The organism is Novosphingobium fluoreni (genome assembly GCF_014196615.1).
GTDB classification, from domain to species: domain Bacteria; phylum Pseudomonadota; class Alphaproteobacteria; order Sphingomonadales; family Sphingomonadaceae; genus Novosphingobium; species Novosphingobium fluoreni.
In genome coordinates this window covers 269,894-284,755 of record NZ_JACIDY010000003.1, presented here as the reverse complement: position 1 = coordinate 284,755, position 14,862 = coordinate 269,894, and the positions used below count along the sequence as shown (strand labels likewise).

At 65.4% G+C, this 14,862-nt stretch carries 22 protein-coding genes; 13 read left to right on the top strand and 9 right to left on the bottom strand.

Annotated elements, in window-relative coordinates:
- Window positions 1-20: 20 nt before the first annotated feature.
- The 4 genes from GGR39_RS08570 to GGR39_RS08555 all read right to left on the bottom strand — a co-directional run bounded on the left by GGR39_RS08570 (window position 21) and on the right by GGR39_RS08555 (window position 2,511).
- Window positions 21-740 (bottom strand): fimbrial biogenesis chaperone, encoded by a 720-nt coding sequence (locus GGR39_RS08570; protein WP_183616736.1) that lies wholly within the window; start codon window positions 738-740, stop codon window positions 21-23.
- Between the two features lie 27 nt (window positions 741-767).
- Window positions 768-1,286 (bottom strand): Csu type fimbrial protein, encoded by a 519-nt coding sequence (locus GGR39_RS08565; RefSeq protein WP_183616735.1) that lies wholly within the window; start codon window positions 1,284-1,286, stop codon window positions 768-770.
- A gap of 21 nt (window positions 1,287-1,307) precedes the next feature.
- Entirely contained in the window at window positions 1,308-1,859 is a 552-nt protein-coding gene (locus GGR39_RS08560; protein ID WP_183616734.1) for a Csu type fimbrial protein, read from the bottom strand.
- 130 nt (window positions 1,860-1,989) lie between these two features.
- Complete coding sequence (locus tag GGR39_RS08555; protein ID WP_183616733.1) at window positions 1,990-2,511, bottom strand: hypothetical protein; 522 nt, start codon at window positions 2,509-2,511, stop codon at window positions 1,990-1,992.
- A 278-nt stretch (window positions 2,512-2,789) separates the two neighbouring features.
- Here GGR39_RS08555 and GGR39_RS08550 point away from each other — a divergent pair, with 278 nt between their 5' ends.
- The 3 genes from GGR39_RS08550 to GGR39_RS08540 are packed head-to-tail and all read left to right on the top strand — an operon-like array spanning window position 2,790 to window position 6,006.
- The gene (locus tag GGR39_RS08550; protein ID WP_183616732.1) at window positions 2,790-3,452 is read left to right on the top strand and encodes a response regulator transcription factor; all 663 of its coding nucleotides are present in this window, start codon (window positions 2,790-2,792) and stop codon (window positions 3,450-3,452) included.
- Window positions 3,449-5,614: an ATP-binding protein gene (locus GGR39_RS08545; protein ID WP_183616731.1), complete on the top strand. Its 2,166-nt coding sequence runs from the start codon at window positions 3,449-3,451 to the stop codon at window positions 5,612-5,614. The genes GGR39_RS08550 and GGR39_RS08545 overlap by 4 nt, the downstream gene beginning before the upstream one ends.
- Window positions 5,611-6,006 carry a response regulator gene (locus GGR39_RS08540; RefSeq protein ID WP_183616730.1) on the top strand — a complete coding sequence of 132 codons (396 nt, stop codon included), beginning with the start codon at window positions 5,611-5,613 and terminating at the stop codon, window positions 6,004-6,006. The genes GGR39_RS08545 and GGR39_RS08540 overlap by 4 nt, the downstream gene beginning before the upstream one ends.
- Window positions 6,007-6,022: 16 nt before the next feature.
- On the opposite strand, the gene GGR39_RS08535 is transcribed toward GGR39_RS08540, so the two are convergent.
- The 5 genes from GGR39_RS08535 to GGR39_RS08515 all read right to left on the bottom strand — a co-directional run bounded on the left by GGR39_RS08535 (window position 6,023) and on the right by GGR39_RS08515 (window position 9,091).
- Window positions 6,023-6,241, bottom strand: coding sequence for a hypothetical protein (locus GGR39_RS08535; protein WP_183616729.1), 219 nt, complete (start codon window positions 6,239-6,241; stop codon window positions 6,023-6,025).
- Window positions 6,242-6,367: 126 nt separating this feature from the next.
- Entirely contained in the window at window positions 6,368-7,204 is an 837-nt protein-coding gene (gene dapD / locus GGR39_RS08530) for a 2,3,4,5-tetrahydropyridine-2,6-dicarboxylate N-succinyltransferase (RefSeq protein WP_183616728.1), read from the bottom strand.
- 148 nt (window positions 7,205-7,352) lie between these two features.
- On the bottom strand, window positions 7,353-8,024 hold the full coding sequence (gene gmk / locus GGR39_RS08525) for a guanylate kinase (protein ID WP_058736065.1): 672 nt from the start codon (window positions 8,022-8,024) through the stop codon (window positions 7,353-7,355).
- A gap of 86 nt (window positions 8,025-8,110) precedes the next feature.
- Entirely contained in the window at window positions 8,111-8,560 is a 450-nt protein-coding gene (locus GGR39_RS08520) for a hypothetical protein (protein WP_183616727.1), read from the bottom strand.
- Between the two features lie 30 nt (window positions 8,561-8,590).
- The gene (locus GGR39_RS08515) at window positions 8,591-9,091 is read right to left on the bottom strand and encodes an SspB family protein (RefSeq protein WP_058736067.1); all 501 of its coding nucleotides are present in this window, start codon (window positions 9,089-9,091) and stop codon (window positions 8,591-8,593) included.
- A gap of 168 nt (window positions 9,092-9,259) precedes the next feature.
- Between GGR39_RS08515 and hisB the strand changes: the two genes are divergently transcribed.
- The 10 genes from hisB (at window position 9,260) to GGR39_RS08465 (ending at window position 14,860) form a co-directional block, all read left to right on the top strand.
- A complete protein-coding gene (gene hisB, locus GGR39_RS08510; protein WP_058736068.1) occupies window positions 9,260-9,853 on the top strand; it encodes an imidazoleglycerol-phosphate dehydratase HisB in 594 nt (197 codons plus the stop codon).
- Window positions 9,854-9,861: 8 nt separating this feature from the next.
- Window positions 9,862-10,491, top strand: coding sequence for an imidazole glycerol phosphate synthase subunit HisH (gene hisH, locus GGR39_RS08505; RefSeq protein ID WP_183616726.1), 630 nt, complete (start codon window positions 9,862-9,864; stop codon window positions 10,489-10,491).
- Window positions 10,488-11,216, top strand: a complete 729-nt coding sequence (hisA, locus tag GGR39_RS08500) for a 1-(5-phosphoribosyl)-5-[(5-phosphoribosylamino)methylideneamino]imidazole-4-carboxamide isomerase (RefSeq protein ID WP_183616725.1) — start codon at window positions 10,488-10,490, stop codon at window positions 11,214-11,216. Before hisH ends, hisA begins: the two co-directional genes overlap by 4 nt.
- Window position 11,217: 1 nt before the next feature.
- Window positions 11,218-11,979 carry an imidazole glycerol phosphate synthase subunit HisF gene (gene hisF / locus GGR39_RS08495; RefSeq protein WP_183616724.1) on the top strand — a complete coding sequence of 254 codons (762 nt, stop codon included), beginning with the start codon at window positions 11,218-11,220 and terminating at the stop codon, window positions 11,977-11,979.
- Window positions 11,980-12,115: 136 nt separating this feature from the next.
- Complete coding sequence (locus tag GGR39_RS08490; RefSeq protein ID WP_242867082.1) at window positions 12,116-12,301, top strand: PEP-CTERM sorting domain-containing protein; 186 nt, start codon at window positions 12,116-12,118, stop codon at window positions 12,299-12,301.
- Between the two features lie 58 nt (window positions 12,302-12,359).
- Window positions 12,360-12,683, top strand: coding sequence for a phosphoribosyl-ATP diphosphatase (locus GGR39_RS08485; RefSeq protein ID WP_183616723.1), 324 nt, complete (start codon window positions 12,360-12,362; stop codon window positions 12,681-12,683).
- A gap of 10 nt (window positions 12,684-12,693) precedes the next feature.
- A complete protein-coding gene (locus tag GGR39_RS08480) occupies window positions 12,694-13,071 on the top strand; it encodes a histidine triad nucleotide-binding protein (RefSeq protein WP_183616722.1) in 378 nt (125 codons plus the stop codon).
- A gap of 136 nt (window positions 13,072-13,207) precedes the next feature.
- Window positions 13,208-13,684, top strand: a complete 477-nt coding sequence (locus GGR39_RS08475) for a YbgC/FadM family acyl-CoA thioesterase (protein ID WP_183616721.1) — start codon at window positions 13,208-13,210, stop codon at window positions 13,682-13,684.
- Window positions 13,681-14,394, top strand: coding sequence for a protein TolQ (gene tolQ, locus GGR39_RS08470; RefSeq protein WP_058736074.1), 714 nt, complete (start codon window positions 13,681-13,683; stop codon window positions 14,392-14,394). The genes GGR39_RS08475 and tolQ overlap by 4 nt, the downstream gene beginning before the upstream one ends.
- 1 nt (window position 14,395) lies before the next feature.
- Window positions 14,396-14,860, top strand: coding sequence for an ExbD/TolR family protein (locus GGR39_RS08465; protein ID WP_183616720.1), 465 nt, complete (start codon window positions 14,396-14,398; stop codon window positions 14,858-14,860).
- The last annotated feature ends 2 nt before the right edge of the window (window positions 14,861-14,862 follow it).

The window sequence follows — 14,862 nt, the reverse complement described above, 5'->3', positions numbered from 1 at the left end:
ATCGGCGCGCCGGTCCACCGTCAGCTGGACCGGGCGAGGGTCTGCTCGCTGCCGTTGACGGTGATGATGAGCGGGGCGCTCAGCCGCGCCTGCTCCGGCAGTTCCCACCGCATCGTCGCCCCGGGCAGCACATAGCCGACAAGGCCGCCGCGCACCACGGCACCGCCCTGCTTCAGGTCCGTCAGCCGGGCATGGCCGGTGCCGGTGTTGGTGATCGCCAGCCACGGCTTGCCGTCCGCCATCTCGATCCGCGAGGTGAGCGCGGGGCGCGCCGTCGCCTGGGGGCTGCCGTAGGTAAACAGCGGAATCGAATAGCGCATCTGCACCGATAGCTGCGCGCTCACCCCGGCCTCGGCAGGCGGAGCGGGGGGCGGCAGTTCGTCGATCAGCAGGCGATAGGCATGTTCGCCCGCAGCATCGGCGGTGCGGCGGATCACGCGGATCAGCTGGCGCTGGCCCGGCCCCACTTCGGCGATGGGCGGGCTGGCGACCACGGCGTCCTGCCGCTGATAATCGTCCTCACCCGCCGGTTGCCGCCAGGCGAAGGCGCGCACCTGCAAGGTCACCGGCGTCTTCCCCCGGTTCTCCAACCACAGCGCGCTGGCCTGTTCTCCGGGCGCGATACGCGGGTCGACCGGCCACAGCACCACGGAGGATTGCGCCACGGCAGGGCGAGGCATCGTCGCCATCGCCACTCCCATTCCCAGGCCCAACGCCAGCAGCATCGCACGACGGATCATGTCACGAACTCCCCAAGTCCACGGGCGCTACCAACTGAGGGTAAGGCGCAAGGTGTCGGTATATTTGCCCGCCTGCAGCGCTCCGGGCAGAGTGAGGCTGGCCTTGACCGGGATGGTCTGCTTGCTGGCCCCGGCCGCGAACGACAGCGCCAGCGATTGCGTGGTCCACGCCGTGGTCGAGCCGTTGGCGAACAAGGCGTAGGGCACCATCGTGGCCACGCCCGCCTGCATCAGGCGGCGCTGGCCCGACGCTGCGTTGTTGCCGTTGTCAGCGCTGAGCGAGGCGGACGTGCCCGGGGTGCATTCGATCACCACGCCGCTCACGCCAGAGGCGATCAGGTTGGCCTCCACCGTTCCCGTCGCCAGGCCGGACACGGTGCCCAGGCTAATCTGTCCCCACGATCCGCCTGCCTGCGCCACGGCGCAACCGTTCACGATGGTGGCGGTGACATCGAAGGCCTTGCTGGTGGCGGCCTGGCACGTCACGGCGGCGGTGGCGACCCACACCACCACCGTGACGGCGGCCAGGTTTACGGAAAAGTGCAAGGCTGCTCTCCCGCTCCCCGGTTACCAGCTGAGGACGATTTGGACGGTATCGGTGTACTTGCCAGCCGGCAGGATGCCGCCGCTGCTGTTCGTAGCCCGCGCATAGATCGGCACGGAGATCGCGGCGGCGGAGGCGGTGCCCAGCGCGATCTGCTTGCCGATCGTGATCTCGTTGGTGCGCGCGGAATCGCTGAACAGGCGATAGGCCACCGTGGTCGAGCCGGAGAGGAGGTATCGCGATCCGGCATTGTCATGGGCGCCCGCACCCACCGTCAGCACCGGGCTGGCGCCGGGTGAGCACAGGATCGACAAGTTGCCCGCCGTGCCCGCCAGCAGCGCGTCGGTAGAAGTGAAAGTGCCGGGCTGATCGGTGAACAGGATCTTGCCGGTGGAGCCGACATCGGCCTGCACCGTGGCCGCGCCGTTGACGGTGCAGGCGTTCAGCACGTTCAGTTCAAGATCGATGGTCCCGGTCGACTGCCCGGCGCGCGCCGGGGCCGAGGCGGCCATCATGGCCAGCACCGCCAGCGGCAAGGCCGCCTGACGCCTGCGGCAGATCGAAGGGATGAGCATGGGAAAGTCCTTCTGCAAGATCGCCACGAGAAGCGACCAAGCCGATTAAGGACTTCCTACAACTCTACTTAACCATGCCCCCGATTTAGACCAAAGTATAAGAACGAAACGATTTTTGTACGCCGCCGGGTCACAGACCGCGGGCAATCGCGGCCAGCGTCAACCGCGTCGTGCGCCGCGCTTCGGCTAGCGACGTCGCTTCGCCAAGGGACAGGTCCAGCCACGCGGCGTGCGCCTGCGCGAAGCCCAGTGTGCCGCATAGCCCGGCCAGGCGATGCGCCTCCCCCTGGTCGATCCGTTCCTGCGCCAGCATACCCATCGCCGCCTCCAGCCGAACGCCCAGCCGCTCGATCATCCCGGCGATGGGGCCGGGCCCCAGGATCCCGGCGATTCGGCGAGTCGGCTCCAGCGAAACAGGCCGCCACCGCTCCAGCTCTCGCGCGGCATGGTCAGCGGGGCAGTGAATAGGGATGGCCGCGTCGACACTGCTCGATTTCGGATCAGTCTTTGCCTCCGCTTCGGTCAATAACACGATGGGAGCCGTCCTGCTGGGGCCATGGAGCGCTCGAACTGCGGTAACCAGCCCGGCAGCAGCCTCTACCTGCGCGCACTTCTGCAGCAGCAACAGCGCTATCGGCTCCTGATCGGCCATGGTGCAACATTCCGGCGTATCCGCCGCTCGCCTGATCGCCCAACCCGTTGTTTCAAGGGCCTCCCCCCAGGTTTTGGCGGCGGTTTCACCCAACCCCACCAACAGGGCGATGGGGGCTTCACGACTCGGTGAATCTATCGTTTTCATTTTTTCGCGAACCCAGGATCGTGAACAGGAACTGCACGCCTCTGGAAGCAATAACGGTTTACAGGCGCACGTTAAAACCGAAACCGTGCATCTATGAAGCGAGAACAGCGGCGCCGATCGGGTCAGGGTGGATGAAGGCGCGGCGCGTCTTGGTGGCGGATGACCATCCGCTGGCGCGCGAAGGAATAGTGCTGGCGCTACGCCATGCCCTGCCAGACGCCGTCATCGCTTGCGCGGGCAGCATCGCCGAGGCGGAGCGCGAGGCGGCGGAACCACCGGCTGCGATCGGCGGGGCCTTCCAACTCGTCCTGCTAGATCTGATGCTGCCGGATGTCCGGGGCTTTTCCGGTTTTCTGCGCCTGCAGTTCCGCCTGCCCGAAGTCCCGATCGTCCTGATCACCGCGCATCATGATGTCGCCACGATCGCCTTGGCGCGCAGCATGGGGGCGGCGGGCTTCCTGCTGAAGTCCGAGCCGCTTGACGCGATCGCCCACGCTCTGCGCCGGATCGCGGCGGGGGAGCGAGTGTTCCCCGCGATCGAAGCCACTGCCCGCGCCCGTGCCGACAACGCGGCGGCGCTGCATCAGCGACTAAAGGCCCTGTCTTCCGCGCAACGCCGGGTCCTGTTCGCGCTGACGGATGGGCGCGCGAACAAGCAGATCGCCCACGATCTGGCGATCACCGAAGCCACCGTGAAAGCCCATCTCACAGCGATATTCCGCCATATCGGGGTCTCCAACCGGATGCAGGCGATGCTCCTGTTGCAGCCGCTGCTCGGCAGCGTGACGGCATGAGCGTAGCTGCCGGTTTTCGCGCACCGCGTCCGCCCTCCCTGGCGCGTTATCTTCTGCTGGGCCTGCTCATCCCGGTGGTGCTGATCGCGCTGGGTCGCTGGCTGGATGGGGAATACGACCGGATGCGGCAGACCGGCTCGCTGGTGGAACAGATCACCGTCCGCCGAGCGCACGCGCTGGATCTGCTGGCCAGCCTGCGCAAGGCAGAGACTGCGCAACGCGGCTTCATCATCACGCGCGATGCGGGCTTTCTCAAAAGCTACGATCCCTCCCGCCGCGAGATCGAGCAGGATCTGGTTGCCCTGGCGCGGTCCGGCGCGGGGCGTGATGGCCATCTCCGTCTGCTGGACAAGCTGGTGATGGCCAAGTTTTCCGAGATGGACGAGGCGATGCGCCGCCTGCGGCTGCAAGGCCAGGCGGCGGCAATCGCCCGGGTGACGGACGGTGAAGGGCAGCGCCTGATGGACCGGATCGAGGCGGAGATGCAGGCAATCATCGTTGCCGATGCGGCGCGGGTGGCGCGCGGGACGGAGGCGTTCTGGAGCCGAACCGAGCGTTCGCGAAGGGTCGTCTGGCTGCTTGTCACTCTGATCGGCGGTCTGTCTCTGGCGGGCACGGTGGCGATCTGGATAACGCGGCGCGAACGGTGGCGCGTGATGGTGGCGGAGGCGGATGCCTCGGCCCGCAACCAGGCCACGCTGGACAGCACCAGCGATGCGATCGTCATCCTCAACCCCAGCGGCACCATCGAAAGCGTCAACGCCGCCGCGCGGCGGGTGTTGGGATACGAGCCGGAGGAATTGAGCCGGCGGGATATTTCTGTCGTGCTGGATATCGCGGAGGGAGACGGGTGCTTCCACAATCGCATCGGCTTGTCCGAAGGGCGGTTGCAGACGACGCTGTTTCTCGATCGCAGTGCCCGCACCAAGGACGGGCGGATGATCCCGGTGGATGTGGCGCTGGGTCTGATGGAAGTGCCGGACGGGATCCATGTCGTCGCTTCCATCCGGGACATTTCACACCGGCGTGAGATTGAGCGGATCAAGGACGATTTCATCGCCACTGTCAGCCACGAACTGCGCACGCCGCTGACCTCGGTGGTGGGTTCGCTGGGTCTGCTGCGCGGCGGGGCGGCCGGGGAACTGCCGCAAACGGCGAACCAGCTGGTCGATATCGCGGAGAACAACGCCCGCCGACTGATCCGCCTGACCAACGACATCCTCGACCTGGAGAAGTTTGGCAGCGGCCAACTGGCGATCGACCTGGCTCCCACCGATCTGGTCGGCATTTTGCGCCAAGCCGCGCTGGAAAGTGAAGTGCCGGCGCACGCCAAGGGAATTCGGCTGTCGCTGCAGATCGCGCAGGAGAGTTGCGCGATCCTGGCCGACCGGCAGCGACTGCTCCAGGTGGCGGCCAATCTGCTCTCTAACGCCGTGCGTCATTCGCCCAAGGGCTCAACCGTCACGATCGGGCTGACGGTCGAGACAGGCGTGTCGACGGTTCGTATCAGCGACGAAGGGCCGGGCGTGCCTGAAGCTTATCGCGCGCATATCTTCGATCGCTTCGTGCAGGCTCCGGCGGACGGGCAGGCCGGTGGCACCGGGCTCGGCCTCGCCATCGCGCGCGAGATCGTGCTGCGGCATGGCGGGGCGATCTGGGTGGAGGCCGCCCCTGGAGGCGGGGCGTGCTTCGCCTTCACGCTGGCCTGTCATGACGACGATGCGACACTCAGTGACGCGACATCCCAGCTGGTTCGGGGTTCACCAACGCCTCCCCTGCCGTTGTGCGAGCATTCCGCGTGCCCCACGATCCTGATGATCGACGATGACGAGGACCTGTTCAAGGTTGTCGCCGCCTCGTTGGCCGGAGAGGCGCGCGTGGTCAGGGCGAACGGGATCGCGTCCGCCCAGGCGGTGCTGGAATGGGAGGCCCCGGCGCTGGTGCTGCTGGATATCGGCTTGCCTGACGGCGCCGGCACCACCTTGCTGCCATCACTGGTCGGTCGCGATGGTCAGCCGGTGCCCACGATCATCTTTTCCGCCCAGGACAGTGGCGTGGAGATCAGCGGGCCGGTGAAGGCAGTGCTGGTAAAATCGCGCAGTTCTTTGCCGATGCTGCGCGACTGCATTCGCGAAATCCTGAGCCGAGGGGAGCCACGATGACGCATGATCTGCGCATTCTCTATGTCGATGACGATGACGATATCCGCATCGTGGCGACAATGGCGCTGCAACTGGACCCGGGGTTGGAGGTGCGCGCCGTGTCTTCAGGGCAAGCGGCGCTGGCAGCCCTGGATCAGGACGCGTGGCGACCTGATGTTATTCTGATGGATGTGATGATGCCCGGCATGAACGGCTTCGCGTTGCACGATGCGCTTCGGTCGCGAGAGGGACTGGGGCAGACCACGCGAATTTTCATGACGGCCAGAGCATCACGCTCTGGGTTCGAAGAGTACGTCGCCAATGGGGCACACGGCGTCATCTTGAAGCCGTTCGACCCGCTAAAGCTGGCAAGCGAAGTGCGGGCGATCGCAAACCGCCCGCGCCTCGACTGAAATCAAATCAAGCTTATCACGGTTTCGTGGCTTGCTCCTCCGCCACCGCCCGCTGGGAGTTCGCCTGGGCATTGTTGCCCTGGTCGGAGTTCAGCGCGCCCGTGACCCAGATGATCGTCATGGCCAGGATCGCCAAGACGATGCTGATCAGCAGAACATAGCGCACCGTGTTGTTCGTGCTTCCGGCGCGGGCTTCCGTTGCGTCGACGTGGACCTCACCATTGCGGACTTGCATGACGCTTCTCCTCAACCAATGTCTTGTGCCGGGTACGAAATGCCCGAACCCGGCAGCAGGAATTACTAGGAGAGCAACGCCCAAGACCGCCCGCCGTTCCGCGAGACGGTCTTAGGGGCAGGGCGATCAGTCCCGCAGCAGTTCGTTGATGCCGGTCTTCGAACGGGTCTGCGCGTCCACCGTCTTTACGATCACGGCGCAGTAAAGCGACGGCCCGGCAGTGCCATCGGCTAGAGGCTTGCCCGGCAGCGAGCCTGGCACGACCACCGAATAGGGCGGCACGCGGCCGATGTGGATCTCGCCCGTGGCGCGGTCGACGATCTTGGTCGATGCGCCGATGAACACGCCCATCGACAGTACCGCGCCTTTGCCCACGATCACGCCTTCGGCCACTTCGGAACGCGCGCCGATAAAACAGTTATCCTCGATCACCACCGGTCCGGCCTGCAATGGCTCCAGGACGCCGCCGATGCCCGCGCCGCCCGAGATGTGGACATTGCGCCCGATCTGCGCGCACGAACCGACAGTGGCCCAAGTGTCGACCATCGTGCCTTCGCCCACATAAGCGCCGATGTTGACGAAGCTTGGCATCAGCACCACGCCCTTGCCGATAAACGCACCCCGGCGCGCGATCGCGCCCGGCACCGCGCGGAACCCGGCTTCGCGGAAGGCGTCACCATCCCAGCCCTGGAACTTTAGCGGCACCTTGTCGAACGCAGGCGCGCCGCCCGCGCCATATTCCATCGGCGCGTTCTCATTGAGACGGAACGACAGCAGTACTGCCTTCTTGAGCCATTGGTTGACCAGCCAACCGCCTTGTCCATCCGGCTCGGCGACGCGCGCGGTACCGGCGTCCAGCATGGCGAGCACCTGCTCCACATCCTGGCGCACGTCGGCGCTGGTGGGGGAGACGGTATCGCGCGCGTCCCATGCGGCTTCGATGGCGGACTGGAGTTCGGACATGGTTGACGCTCTTCTCTGGCTATCTGAAACAGGCGGGCCAGCGCCTATCCGCTGCATCGCCTGAGGACAAGTGCGCGCGGGCGAAGGGGGTGGCGAGGAGGGCTGGCGAGTGGCGGGCTGGCGAGGCAGGGCTGCTCCGCTCGCGCTCTCAAGCGTCGGGCGCGGTGAGTTCGCGGACGAAGGGGATGAGGCCGGTCTGGCGGGCGCGGCGCATGCGCTCGGCGGCCAGGATCTGCGTCACCTTCGCGAAGCAGACGTCGATATCGTCGTTGACGATCACGTAGTCATAGCCGTCCCAGTGGCTGATTTCGGCCTTGGCGCGCTCCATGCGGGCGGCGATGACTTCGGCGCTGTCCGTGCCGCGGGAGGTCAGGCGGCGGCGCAGTTCGTCGATGCTGGGCGGCAGCAGGAACACGCGCACCACGTCCGCCTGCATCTTTTGATAGAGCTGCTGCGTGCCCTGCCAGTCGATGTCGAAGAGATAGTCCTTCCCGTCCTTCAACCCGGCTTTCACTTCGGCCTTTGGCGTGCCGTAGCTGTTGTCGAACACCTGGGCCCATTCCAGGAATTCACCTTCCTCGACCATGTGATCGAAGCCGGGTTGGCTCGTGAAGATATAATCGCGCCCATCGATTTCGCCGGGGCGGGGCGGCCGCGTCGTGACCGAGACGGACATCCGAAGCCGCGCGTCACGCTCCAGCAGCATGCGGGATACCGTGGTCTTCCCCGCGCCCGATGGCGAGGAGAGGATAAACATCAGCCCACGGCGATGCAGGGCGTCGGAATCGGGAACGGCGATGGTGGGCTGGGCGGTGGTCATGCCCGCTGATGGCGAGGGCGGCCGATCAAATCAAGACCGGGGTTGCTTCCGAAAAGATGTCGTCGCGAGCACGATCATGCAGCGGATCACTCTTCGCCGTCGCGCGCCATTTCCTGCAACTTCTCGTCACCCTCATGCTTCGCCTGGCGGCCCTTGGCGCGATCGAACAGCGTTTTGGCCAGCAAGCCACCGCCCACGATGATCGCACCGGGGACGGAGCGCGTGGCAACCCGCGCCACAAGGGTATGGAACATCGATTCGCGCAAAGTGCGCCCTCGAAGGATCGCCGCTGCCTTGCGCGTGGGGTACTTGGTGCCGAGCAGACGACGCTGCACCGCGCGGCTGGCCAGCATTGTGGTTGAGCGCAGGGCGAGATCGGCGATTAGCAGATTGGTGGCGGGATTGGGGCTGGGCCCGTTCAATTCCAGCGGATCGCGAGGCAACGCCTGCTTCAGCTTCTGCTTGGCCGCAACCGCTGCGTCCTCGCCCTTCGAGGATAGCTTCGGAGCTTTGCCGCCCAGTTTGATCTTGCCCATGTCCAAACCCATCCCGGGCCGGGGCCCGCGTTACTTCTTCTTGCCGAAATCCACCGAGACGACGTTCGAGCCATCTTCAGCCGGAGTAATGCGCGGCGCATCGTCCCGTTCCGAACCGTCATTGTCCGGATCGTGTTCATCCTCATGCTCATCCGCGCCCATCGCCTGGAACTGCAGGCCGAAATCCACCGCCGGATCGACGAAGGCGGTGATGGCGGAAAACGGCACGTGCAGCTTGGCCGGCATCTGGTTGAAGCTGAGGCCGACGCCGAAGGAATCGTCGGTGACGACAAGATCCCAGAACTTGTTCTGCAGCACGATCGTCATCTCGTCAGGGAAGCGTGCGCGCAACTCGGGCGGCACGGAGACGCCGGGCGCGCCTGTCTTGAAAGTGACGTAGAAGTGATGGTTGCCAGGAAGCACACCACCACCGGCGACGACTTGCCCCAGCACACGGCCGACCACGGCACGCAGGGCTTCCTGTACGATTTCGTCGTAGGGAATGAGGCTATCGGGCGGGGTGTCGTTCATGGGTTCTCACTGCGCATCGAGTCGCAGCCGGTCAACCCGGCAGAACAGGTCTTTTCAACAATCGAAGACGCTTTTCGACGCCATGAGGAGCTATTTGCGGTGCGGTGCAGCATAAACGCAAGACGAGCGGCGATTGATTCTGTTCCATCACCGCGTATAGGCGCGGCTATGCGCACCGCACGGATAGCCCGAAAAACGCACGAAACCGACATCGCGGTCGAGGTGAACCTCGATGGCACCGGGGCCTACGACGTCTCGACCGGGATCGGCTTTCTGGACCATATGGTGGAGCAGTTCAGCCGCCACTCGCTGATCGACATCAGCTGCCGCGTGGTGGGGGACCTGCACGTGGACCAGCACCACACGTGCGAGGACAGCGCGATCGCGATCGGGCAGGCTATCGCGCAGGCGTTGGGCGACAAGCGGGGGATCGGGCGCTACGGTTCGGCCTATTCGCCGATGGACGAGACGCTGGCCCGCGTGGCGCTAGACATCTCCGGGCGGCCCTACTTCGTGTGGAAGGCAGCGTTCACGCAGGCCAAGCTGGGTGAGCTGGACACAGAGCTGGTCGAGCACTGGTTCCACTCGATCGGGCAGGCCGTGGGCATCACGCTGCATATCGAGCTGCTTTACGGCACCAACAACCACCACATCTGCGAAGCGATCTTCAAGGGGTTCGCCCGCGCGATGCGCTCTGCGGTGGAACTGGACGCGCGCAAGGGCGATGCGGTGCCGTCCACCAAGGGCCAGCTGGGTGGCTGAGACACGCCATGTCTGAAGTGCTGGCCTTGATCGACTATGGCGCGGGCAACCTGCACTCCGTGGCGAACGCGCTGAAGGCTGCCGGGGCGGAGCGGGTGGAGATAACCGCCAACCCTGACGTGGTGCGCGCGGCGGACCGGATCGTGCTGCCCGGCGTCGGCTCGTTCAAGGCGTGCGCCGAAGGGCTGCGGGCCATTCCGCACTTGGTGGAAGCCATGACCGAGCGGGTGCGCATCGGCGGCGCGCCGTTCCTGGGCATTTGCGTGGGGATGCAACTTCTCGCCTCACGCGGGCTGGAGCATGGCGTGACTCCAGGGCTAGACTGGATCGGCGGCGAAGTGCGCCTGATGGAACGCACCGATCCGGCTATCAAGGTGCCGCACATGGGGTGGAACGACGTTGCGTTAGGGCTGAAAGACCCGGCGAGCGGCCTGATCAAAGCGGGGGAAGCGTACTTCCTCCACTCATATCATTTCGTGCCCGATGACGGTGCCGATGTTGCGGCGATGACCGATCACGGCGGCGGCCTGGTCGCCGCTGTGGCGCGGGACAATATCGCCGGCGTGCAGTTCCATCCGGAGAAGAGCCAGAGCTATGGCCTGGCCCTGCTGGAGCGGTTTTTGGAGTGGAAGCCATGATCGTATTTCCCGCCATCGACCTGAAGCAGGGACAAGTGGTTCGCCTGGCCGAGGGCGATATGGCCCGGGCCACCGTCTATGGTGATGACCCCGCCGCCCAGGCCATGCTGTTTGCCGAGGCGGGTTCGCAGTACCTCCACGTCGTCGATCTCGATGGCTCATTCGCCGGTTCCGCACAGAACCGCGAGGCGGTGGAGGGCATCTTGTCGGCGTTCCCCGGCCATGTCCAACTGGGCGGTGGCATTCGTACGCCAGAGGCGGTGGCGGGCTGGTTCGATCTGGGCGTCAGTCGCGTGGTGATGGGCACGGCGGCGTTGAAAGACCCGCAGTTCGTCAAGGACATGGCGCGCGAATATCCCGGCGGCATCGTCGTGGCGGTGGACGCGCGCGACGGCATGGTGGCGACCGAAGGCTGGGCGGAAGTGTCCGATGTCTCTATCGTCGATATGGCGCGCCGGTTCGAGGATGCAGGCGTCGCCAGCCTGCTGTTCACAGACATCGGCCGCGATGGCCTGCTGAAGGGCTGCAACATCGAGGCAACGGTGGACCTGGCGCGTCGCACCGACTTGCCGGTGATCGCCAGCGGCGGCGTGAAGGGCCTGGACGATATCCGCATGCTGACCGTGCATGCCAAGGGCGGCATCGAAGGCGTGATCACCGGCCGCGCGCTTTACGACGGGCGGCTGGATCTCGCCGCCGCGATCGCCATGGCGGAGCGCGAATAGCGTGACCGTCCGCGTCCGCGTCATCCCTTGTCTCGACGTGGCCGATGGTCGCGTGGTGAAGGGCGTGAACTTCGTCGAGCTGCGCGATGCGGGCGATCCGGTTGAGCAGGCCCGCGCCTATGATCAGGCGGGCGCCGACGAGCTGTGCTTCCTTGACATTTCGGCCAGCCACGAAGGCCGCGGCACCTTGCTGGATATCGTGCGCCGCACCGCCGAAGTCTGCTTCATGCCGCTCACCGTGGGCGGCGGCGTGCGCACCGCCGAGGATGCGCGGGCCTTGCTGCTCGCGGGTGCGGACAAGGTGGCGGTGAACTCTGCAGCGGTGACGCGGCCCGAGGTGGTGTCCGACATCGCCGAGCGGTTCGGCAGCCAGTGCATCGTCGCGTCGGTGGATGCGCGGCAGGTGGAGCCGGGGCGGTGGGAAATCTTCACCCACGGCGGCCGTCGCGCCACCGGGATCGATGCGGTGGAGCACGCGGTGAAACTTGCTGGCCTGGGCGCAGGCGAGCTGCTCGTCACGTCGATGGACGGCGATGGCACGCAGAAGGGCTACGACCTTGCGCTGACTCGCACGATCGCGGACGCCGTGGGCATCCCGGTAATCGCCAGCGGCGGCGTGGGGGCATTGGAACATCTTGTCGCCGGCGTCGTGGAAGGCCACGCCAGCGCCGTGCTGGCGGCCTCGATCTTCCACTTCGGCAAGCATTCGATCGCCGAGGCGCACGGCGCACTGCGCGCGGCAGGCCTCTGCGCGCGGGGCTAAGTGTCGGCCCCGTTTACAAATGGCAAGGCAGCATCAGTGGCGTTAACCAGCTAGATCCGCAGTCTTACTGAAGTCCTTCGGAATGGCACGTATATTGCGTTTACTTTGATGCTTGCTTTTCAAAGGTCCTGTCGTTGTGCGTCACATTTCTCTGCCGACGATCCTCATTGCCGCTGTATCCTGCGTGGTGAGCGCCGCGCCTGCCTATGCATCGGGCGGTTCGGTCGCATTGCCTGAGCCGAGCGCGCTCCTGTTGCTGGGGCTGGGTGTCTCGGGCGTGGCGATCGGCCGGCGTTTCTCCTCGAAGCGTCCGCGCGACTGAAATCGGATGCTCGCGGACGCTTGACCCGGCGTTCGCGGCCCCGCATGGAATGGCGCGAATGGCCCATTCCGAAACTCTTTCCCGGCTCGAAGCCACCATCCAGTCCCGCCGCCAGGCCGATCCGGGCAGCAGCTATGTTGCCAAGCTCAACGCGCGGGGTTTGAACAAGATCGCGCAGAAGCTGGGCGAGGAAGCGACCGAGACGGTGATCGCCGCGCTTGTCGAAGATCGCCAGGCGCTGGTCGGCGAAGCGGCGGACCTGATCTTCCACCTCGTCGTGCTGCTCGCGGCCAAGGATATCCCGCTGGCCGATGTCATGGCCGAACTTGATCGCCGTGAGGGTGTTTCGGGTCTCGCCGAAAAGGCCGCACGCCCGTCCTGAAGGAGCCATGATGCCGATCGACCCCAAGCTTCCTTACGACAATGAGAATATCTTCGCAAAGATCCTGCGCTGCGAAATCCCGTGCAACAAGGTCTATGAAGACGATTACGCGCTGGCTTTTCACGATATCCGCCCGCAAGCGCCGGTGCATGTGCTGGTGATCCCTAAGGCGCCTTTCGTATCCTGGGATGACTTCACGCAAAAGGCGGACGACGCGCAGATCGCCGGATTCACTCGTGCCGTCGGCGCGGTGACGCGGCAGCTGGAGCTGGATGAGCCGGGCTATCGCCTGATGGTGAACATGGGCGGTCACGGCCATCAGGAAGTGCCGCACCTGCATGTGCATATCTTCGGCGGGCGTCAGTTCTATCACATGATCTGCGAGTGAATCCTCGGGGCTGGCACGGCCCTGAACGCGCAAGCCGTTTAACCATCGTTCATGCGGGGCAAATTAGCGCTTCTTCCCCATGAACTGCGCACCACGACTTTGCACTGCGGCAGGGCCTCGTTAAGGGTCCGTGCAAATGACGGCCATTCCCCTTCCTGCCAGCGGCGTGCTTGACGGAACGATCCATCGCTATGCCCTGCGCGTCTATTACGAGGACACGGATGCGGGCGGGATCGTCTATCATGCCAATTACTTGCGCTGGTTTGAGCGGGCCCGGTCCGATTTGCTGGATCTGCTCGACATCGACCAGGCGGCGGCGCTGATCGCGGGTGAGGGGGCCTATACGGTGGCGGAGGTTTCGCTACGCTATCTGGTCCCGGCGCGCCTGGGCGATACCGTGAACCTTGAAACGCGCGCCGAGGCGATCGGCCGCGCCAGCTGTACCATGCGGCAAATTGCATGGCGCGGTGATACGAAACTGGCGGAAGCCACCGTGCGCGTCGGCTTCGTCGGCCCCGATGGTCGACCGCGCCGCCAGCCCGAAGCCTGGCAACGGGCCTTCACCGCTTTTACCGACGCCTCGCCCGCTTCACCTCCGGAAGGACAAGAATGACGTTCGATCTGCTCATGGCCGCGACTGACGCGGCGGCTGGTGCGCCCACCCGGCTCAATCCGGTCAAGCTGTTCCTGGACGCCGACATCGTGGTGCAGGTGGTGATGGTCGGCCTGATCCTCGCCAGCGTGTGGACGTGGACCATCATCGTATCGTTCCTGCTGCGTATGGGCAGCATCGCGCGGCGTTGCAATTCCTACGAGAAGGAATTCTGGGACGCGGAGAATTTCGATGCTTTCCAACGCGAACGCCGCCGCGCCGAAGTGCCGATCGGCAAAGTGGCGGGCGCGGGCCTGGCGGAATACAAGCGCAATGCGGCGGGCGCCGGCGTCGACCCTGAAGGCGCACGCCAGCGCGTGGGCCTGGCCATGAATTCGGCGGTGGGCGAAGAGGCGGACAAGCTGTCTGACCGGTTGAACTTCCTGGCGACGGTAGGCTCGGTCGCTCCGTTCGTCGGCCTGTTCGGCACGGTGTGGGGCATCATGAACAGCTTCTTCCAGATCGGCCAGCAGCAGAATTCCTCGCTCGCGGTGGTGGCGCCGGGCATTTCCGAGGCGCTGTTCGCCACCGCGATCGGCCTGTTCGCGGCGATCCCGGCGGTCATCGCCTACAACCGCTTCTCACACCGGGTGAACGGCTTCGAGGCGCGGCTGCAGCGCTTTGCGGACAAGCTGCACGCCGCGCTGACGCTGCAGCTGGAGCAGCGCTGAGATGGCGATGGGACTGTCTGGAGGCGGCCGTCGGCGCGGTCGCGGGCGGGCCGGTGCGCCGATGTCGGAAATCAACGTCACGCCGCTGGTGGACGTGATGCTGGTGCTGCTGATCATCTTTATGGTCACCGCGCCGCTGCTGAAGGCGGCGGTGCCGGTGGAGCTGCCTGACAGCCGCGCCAAGGCGATGGCGGAGGAAGCCAACCAGGTGACGATCACGATCCAGACCGACGGCACCGTCTATCTTGAGGAAGATGCGCTGGCGCCCGGCGAACTGGCCGATCGCCTGGCTGCGATCCCCGATGGTCCTGACGGCAAGAAGCCGCTGGTCACGCTGCGCGCGGACAAGGCGCTCGACTATGGCCGGGTGATGGACGTGATGGGTGAGCTGAACCGGGCCGGTTTCAACGCCATCTCGCTGGTCACCGGCACCGGTGGCGGCATCAGTCCCGGTTCAGGGCAGTAAGG

Coding starts and splice junctions, on each gene's coding strand:
- GGR39_RS08570 (WP_183616736.1), bottom strand. CDS start 740: ATGATCCGTCGTGCGATGCTGCTGGCGTTGGGCCTGGGAATGGGAGTG.
- GGR39_RS08515 (WP_058736067.1), bottom strand. CDS start 9,091: ATGAACGACACCCCGCCCGATAGCCTCATTCCCTACGACGAAATCGTA.
- GGR39_RS08520 (WP_183616727.1), bottom strand. CDS start 8,560: ATGGGCAAGATCAAACTGGGCGGCAAAGCTCCGAAGCTATCCTCGAAG.
- GGR39_RS08540 (WP_183616730.1), top strand. CDS start 5,611: ATGACGCATGATCTGCGCATTCTCTATGTCGATGACGATGACGATATC.
- GGR39_RS08560 (WP_183616734.1), bottom strand. CDS start 1,859: ATGCTCATCCCTTCGATCTGCCGCAGGCGTCAGGCGGCCTTGCCGCTG.
- tolQ (WP_058736074.1), top strand. CDS start 13,681: ATGACGTTCGATCTGCTCATGGCCGCGACTGACGCGGCGGCTGGTGCG.
- hisA (WP_183616725.1), top strand. CDS start 10,488: ATGATCGTATTTCCCGCCATCGACCTGAAGCAGGGACAAGTGGTTCGC.
- hisB (WP_058736068.1), top strand. CDS start 9,260: ATGCGCACCGCACGGATAGCCCGAAAAACGCACGAAACCGACATCGCG.
- GGR39_RS08480 (WP_183616722.1), top strand. CDS start 12,694: ATGCCGATCGACCCCAAGCTTCCTTACGACAATGAGAATATCTTCGCA.
- dapD (WP_183616728.1), bottom strand. CDS start 7,204: ATGTCCGAACTCCAGTCCGCCATCGAAGCCGCATGGGACGCGCGCGAT.
- GGR39_RS08545 (WP_183616731.1), top strand. CDS start 3,449: ATGAGCGTAGCTGCCGGTTTTCGCGCACCGCGTCCGCCCTCCCTGGCG.
- GGR39_RS08550 (WP_183616732.1), top strand. CDS start 2,790: ATGAAGGCGCGGCGCGTCTTGGTGGCGGATGACCATCCGCTGGCGCGC.
- GGR39_RS08485 (WP_183616723.1), top strand. CDS start 12,360: ATGGCCCATTCCGAAACTCTTTCCCGGCTCGAAGCCACCATCCAGTCC.
- GGR39_RS08465 (WP_183616720.1), top strand. CDS start 14,396: ATGGCGATGGGACTGTCTGGAGGCGGCCGTCGGCGCGGTCGCGGGCGG.
- gmk (WP_058736065.1), bottom strand. CDS start 8,024: ATGACCACCGCCCAGCCCACCATCGCCGTTCCCGATTCCGACGCCCTG.
- GGR39_RS08555 (WP_183616733.1), bottom strand. CDS start 2,511: ATGGCCGATCAGGAGCCGATAGCGCTGTTGCTGCTGCAGAAGTGCGCG.
- GGR39_RS08475 (WP_183616721.1), top strand. CDS start 13,208: ATGACGGCCATTCCCCTTCCTGCCAGCGGCGTGCTTGACGGAACGATC.
- hisH (WP_183616726.1), top strand. CDS start 9,862: ATGTCTGAAGTGCTGGCCTTGATCGACTATGGCGCGGGCAACCTGCAC.
- GGR39_RS08535 (WP_183616729.1), bottom strand. CDS start 6,241: ATGCAAGTCCGCAATGGTGAGGTCCACGTCGACGCAACGGAAGCCCGC.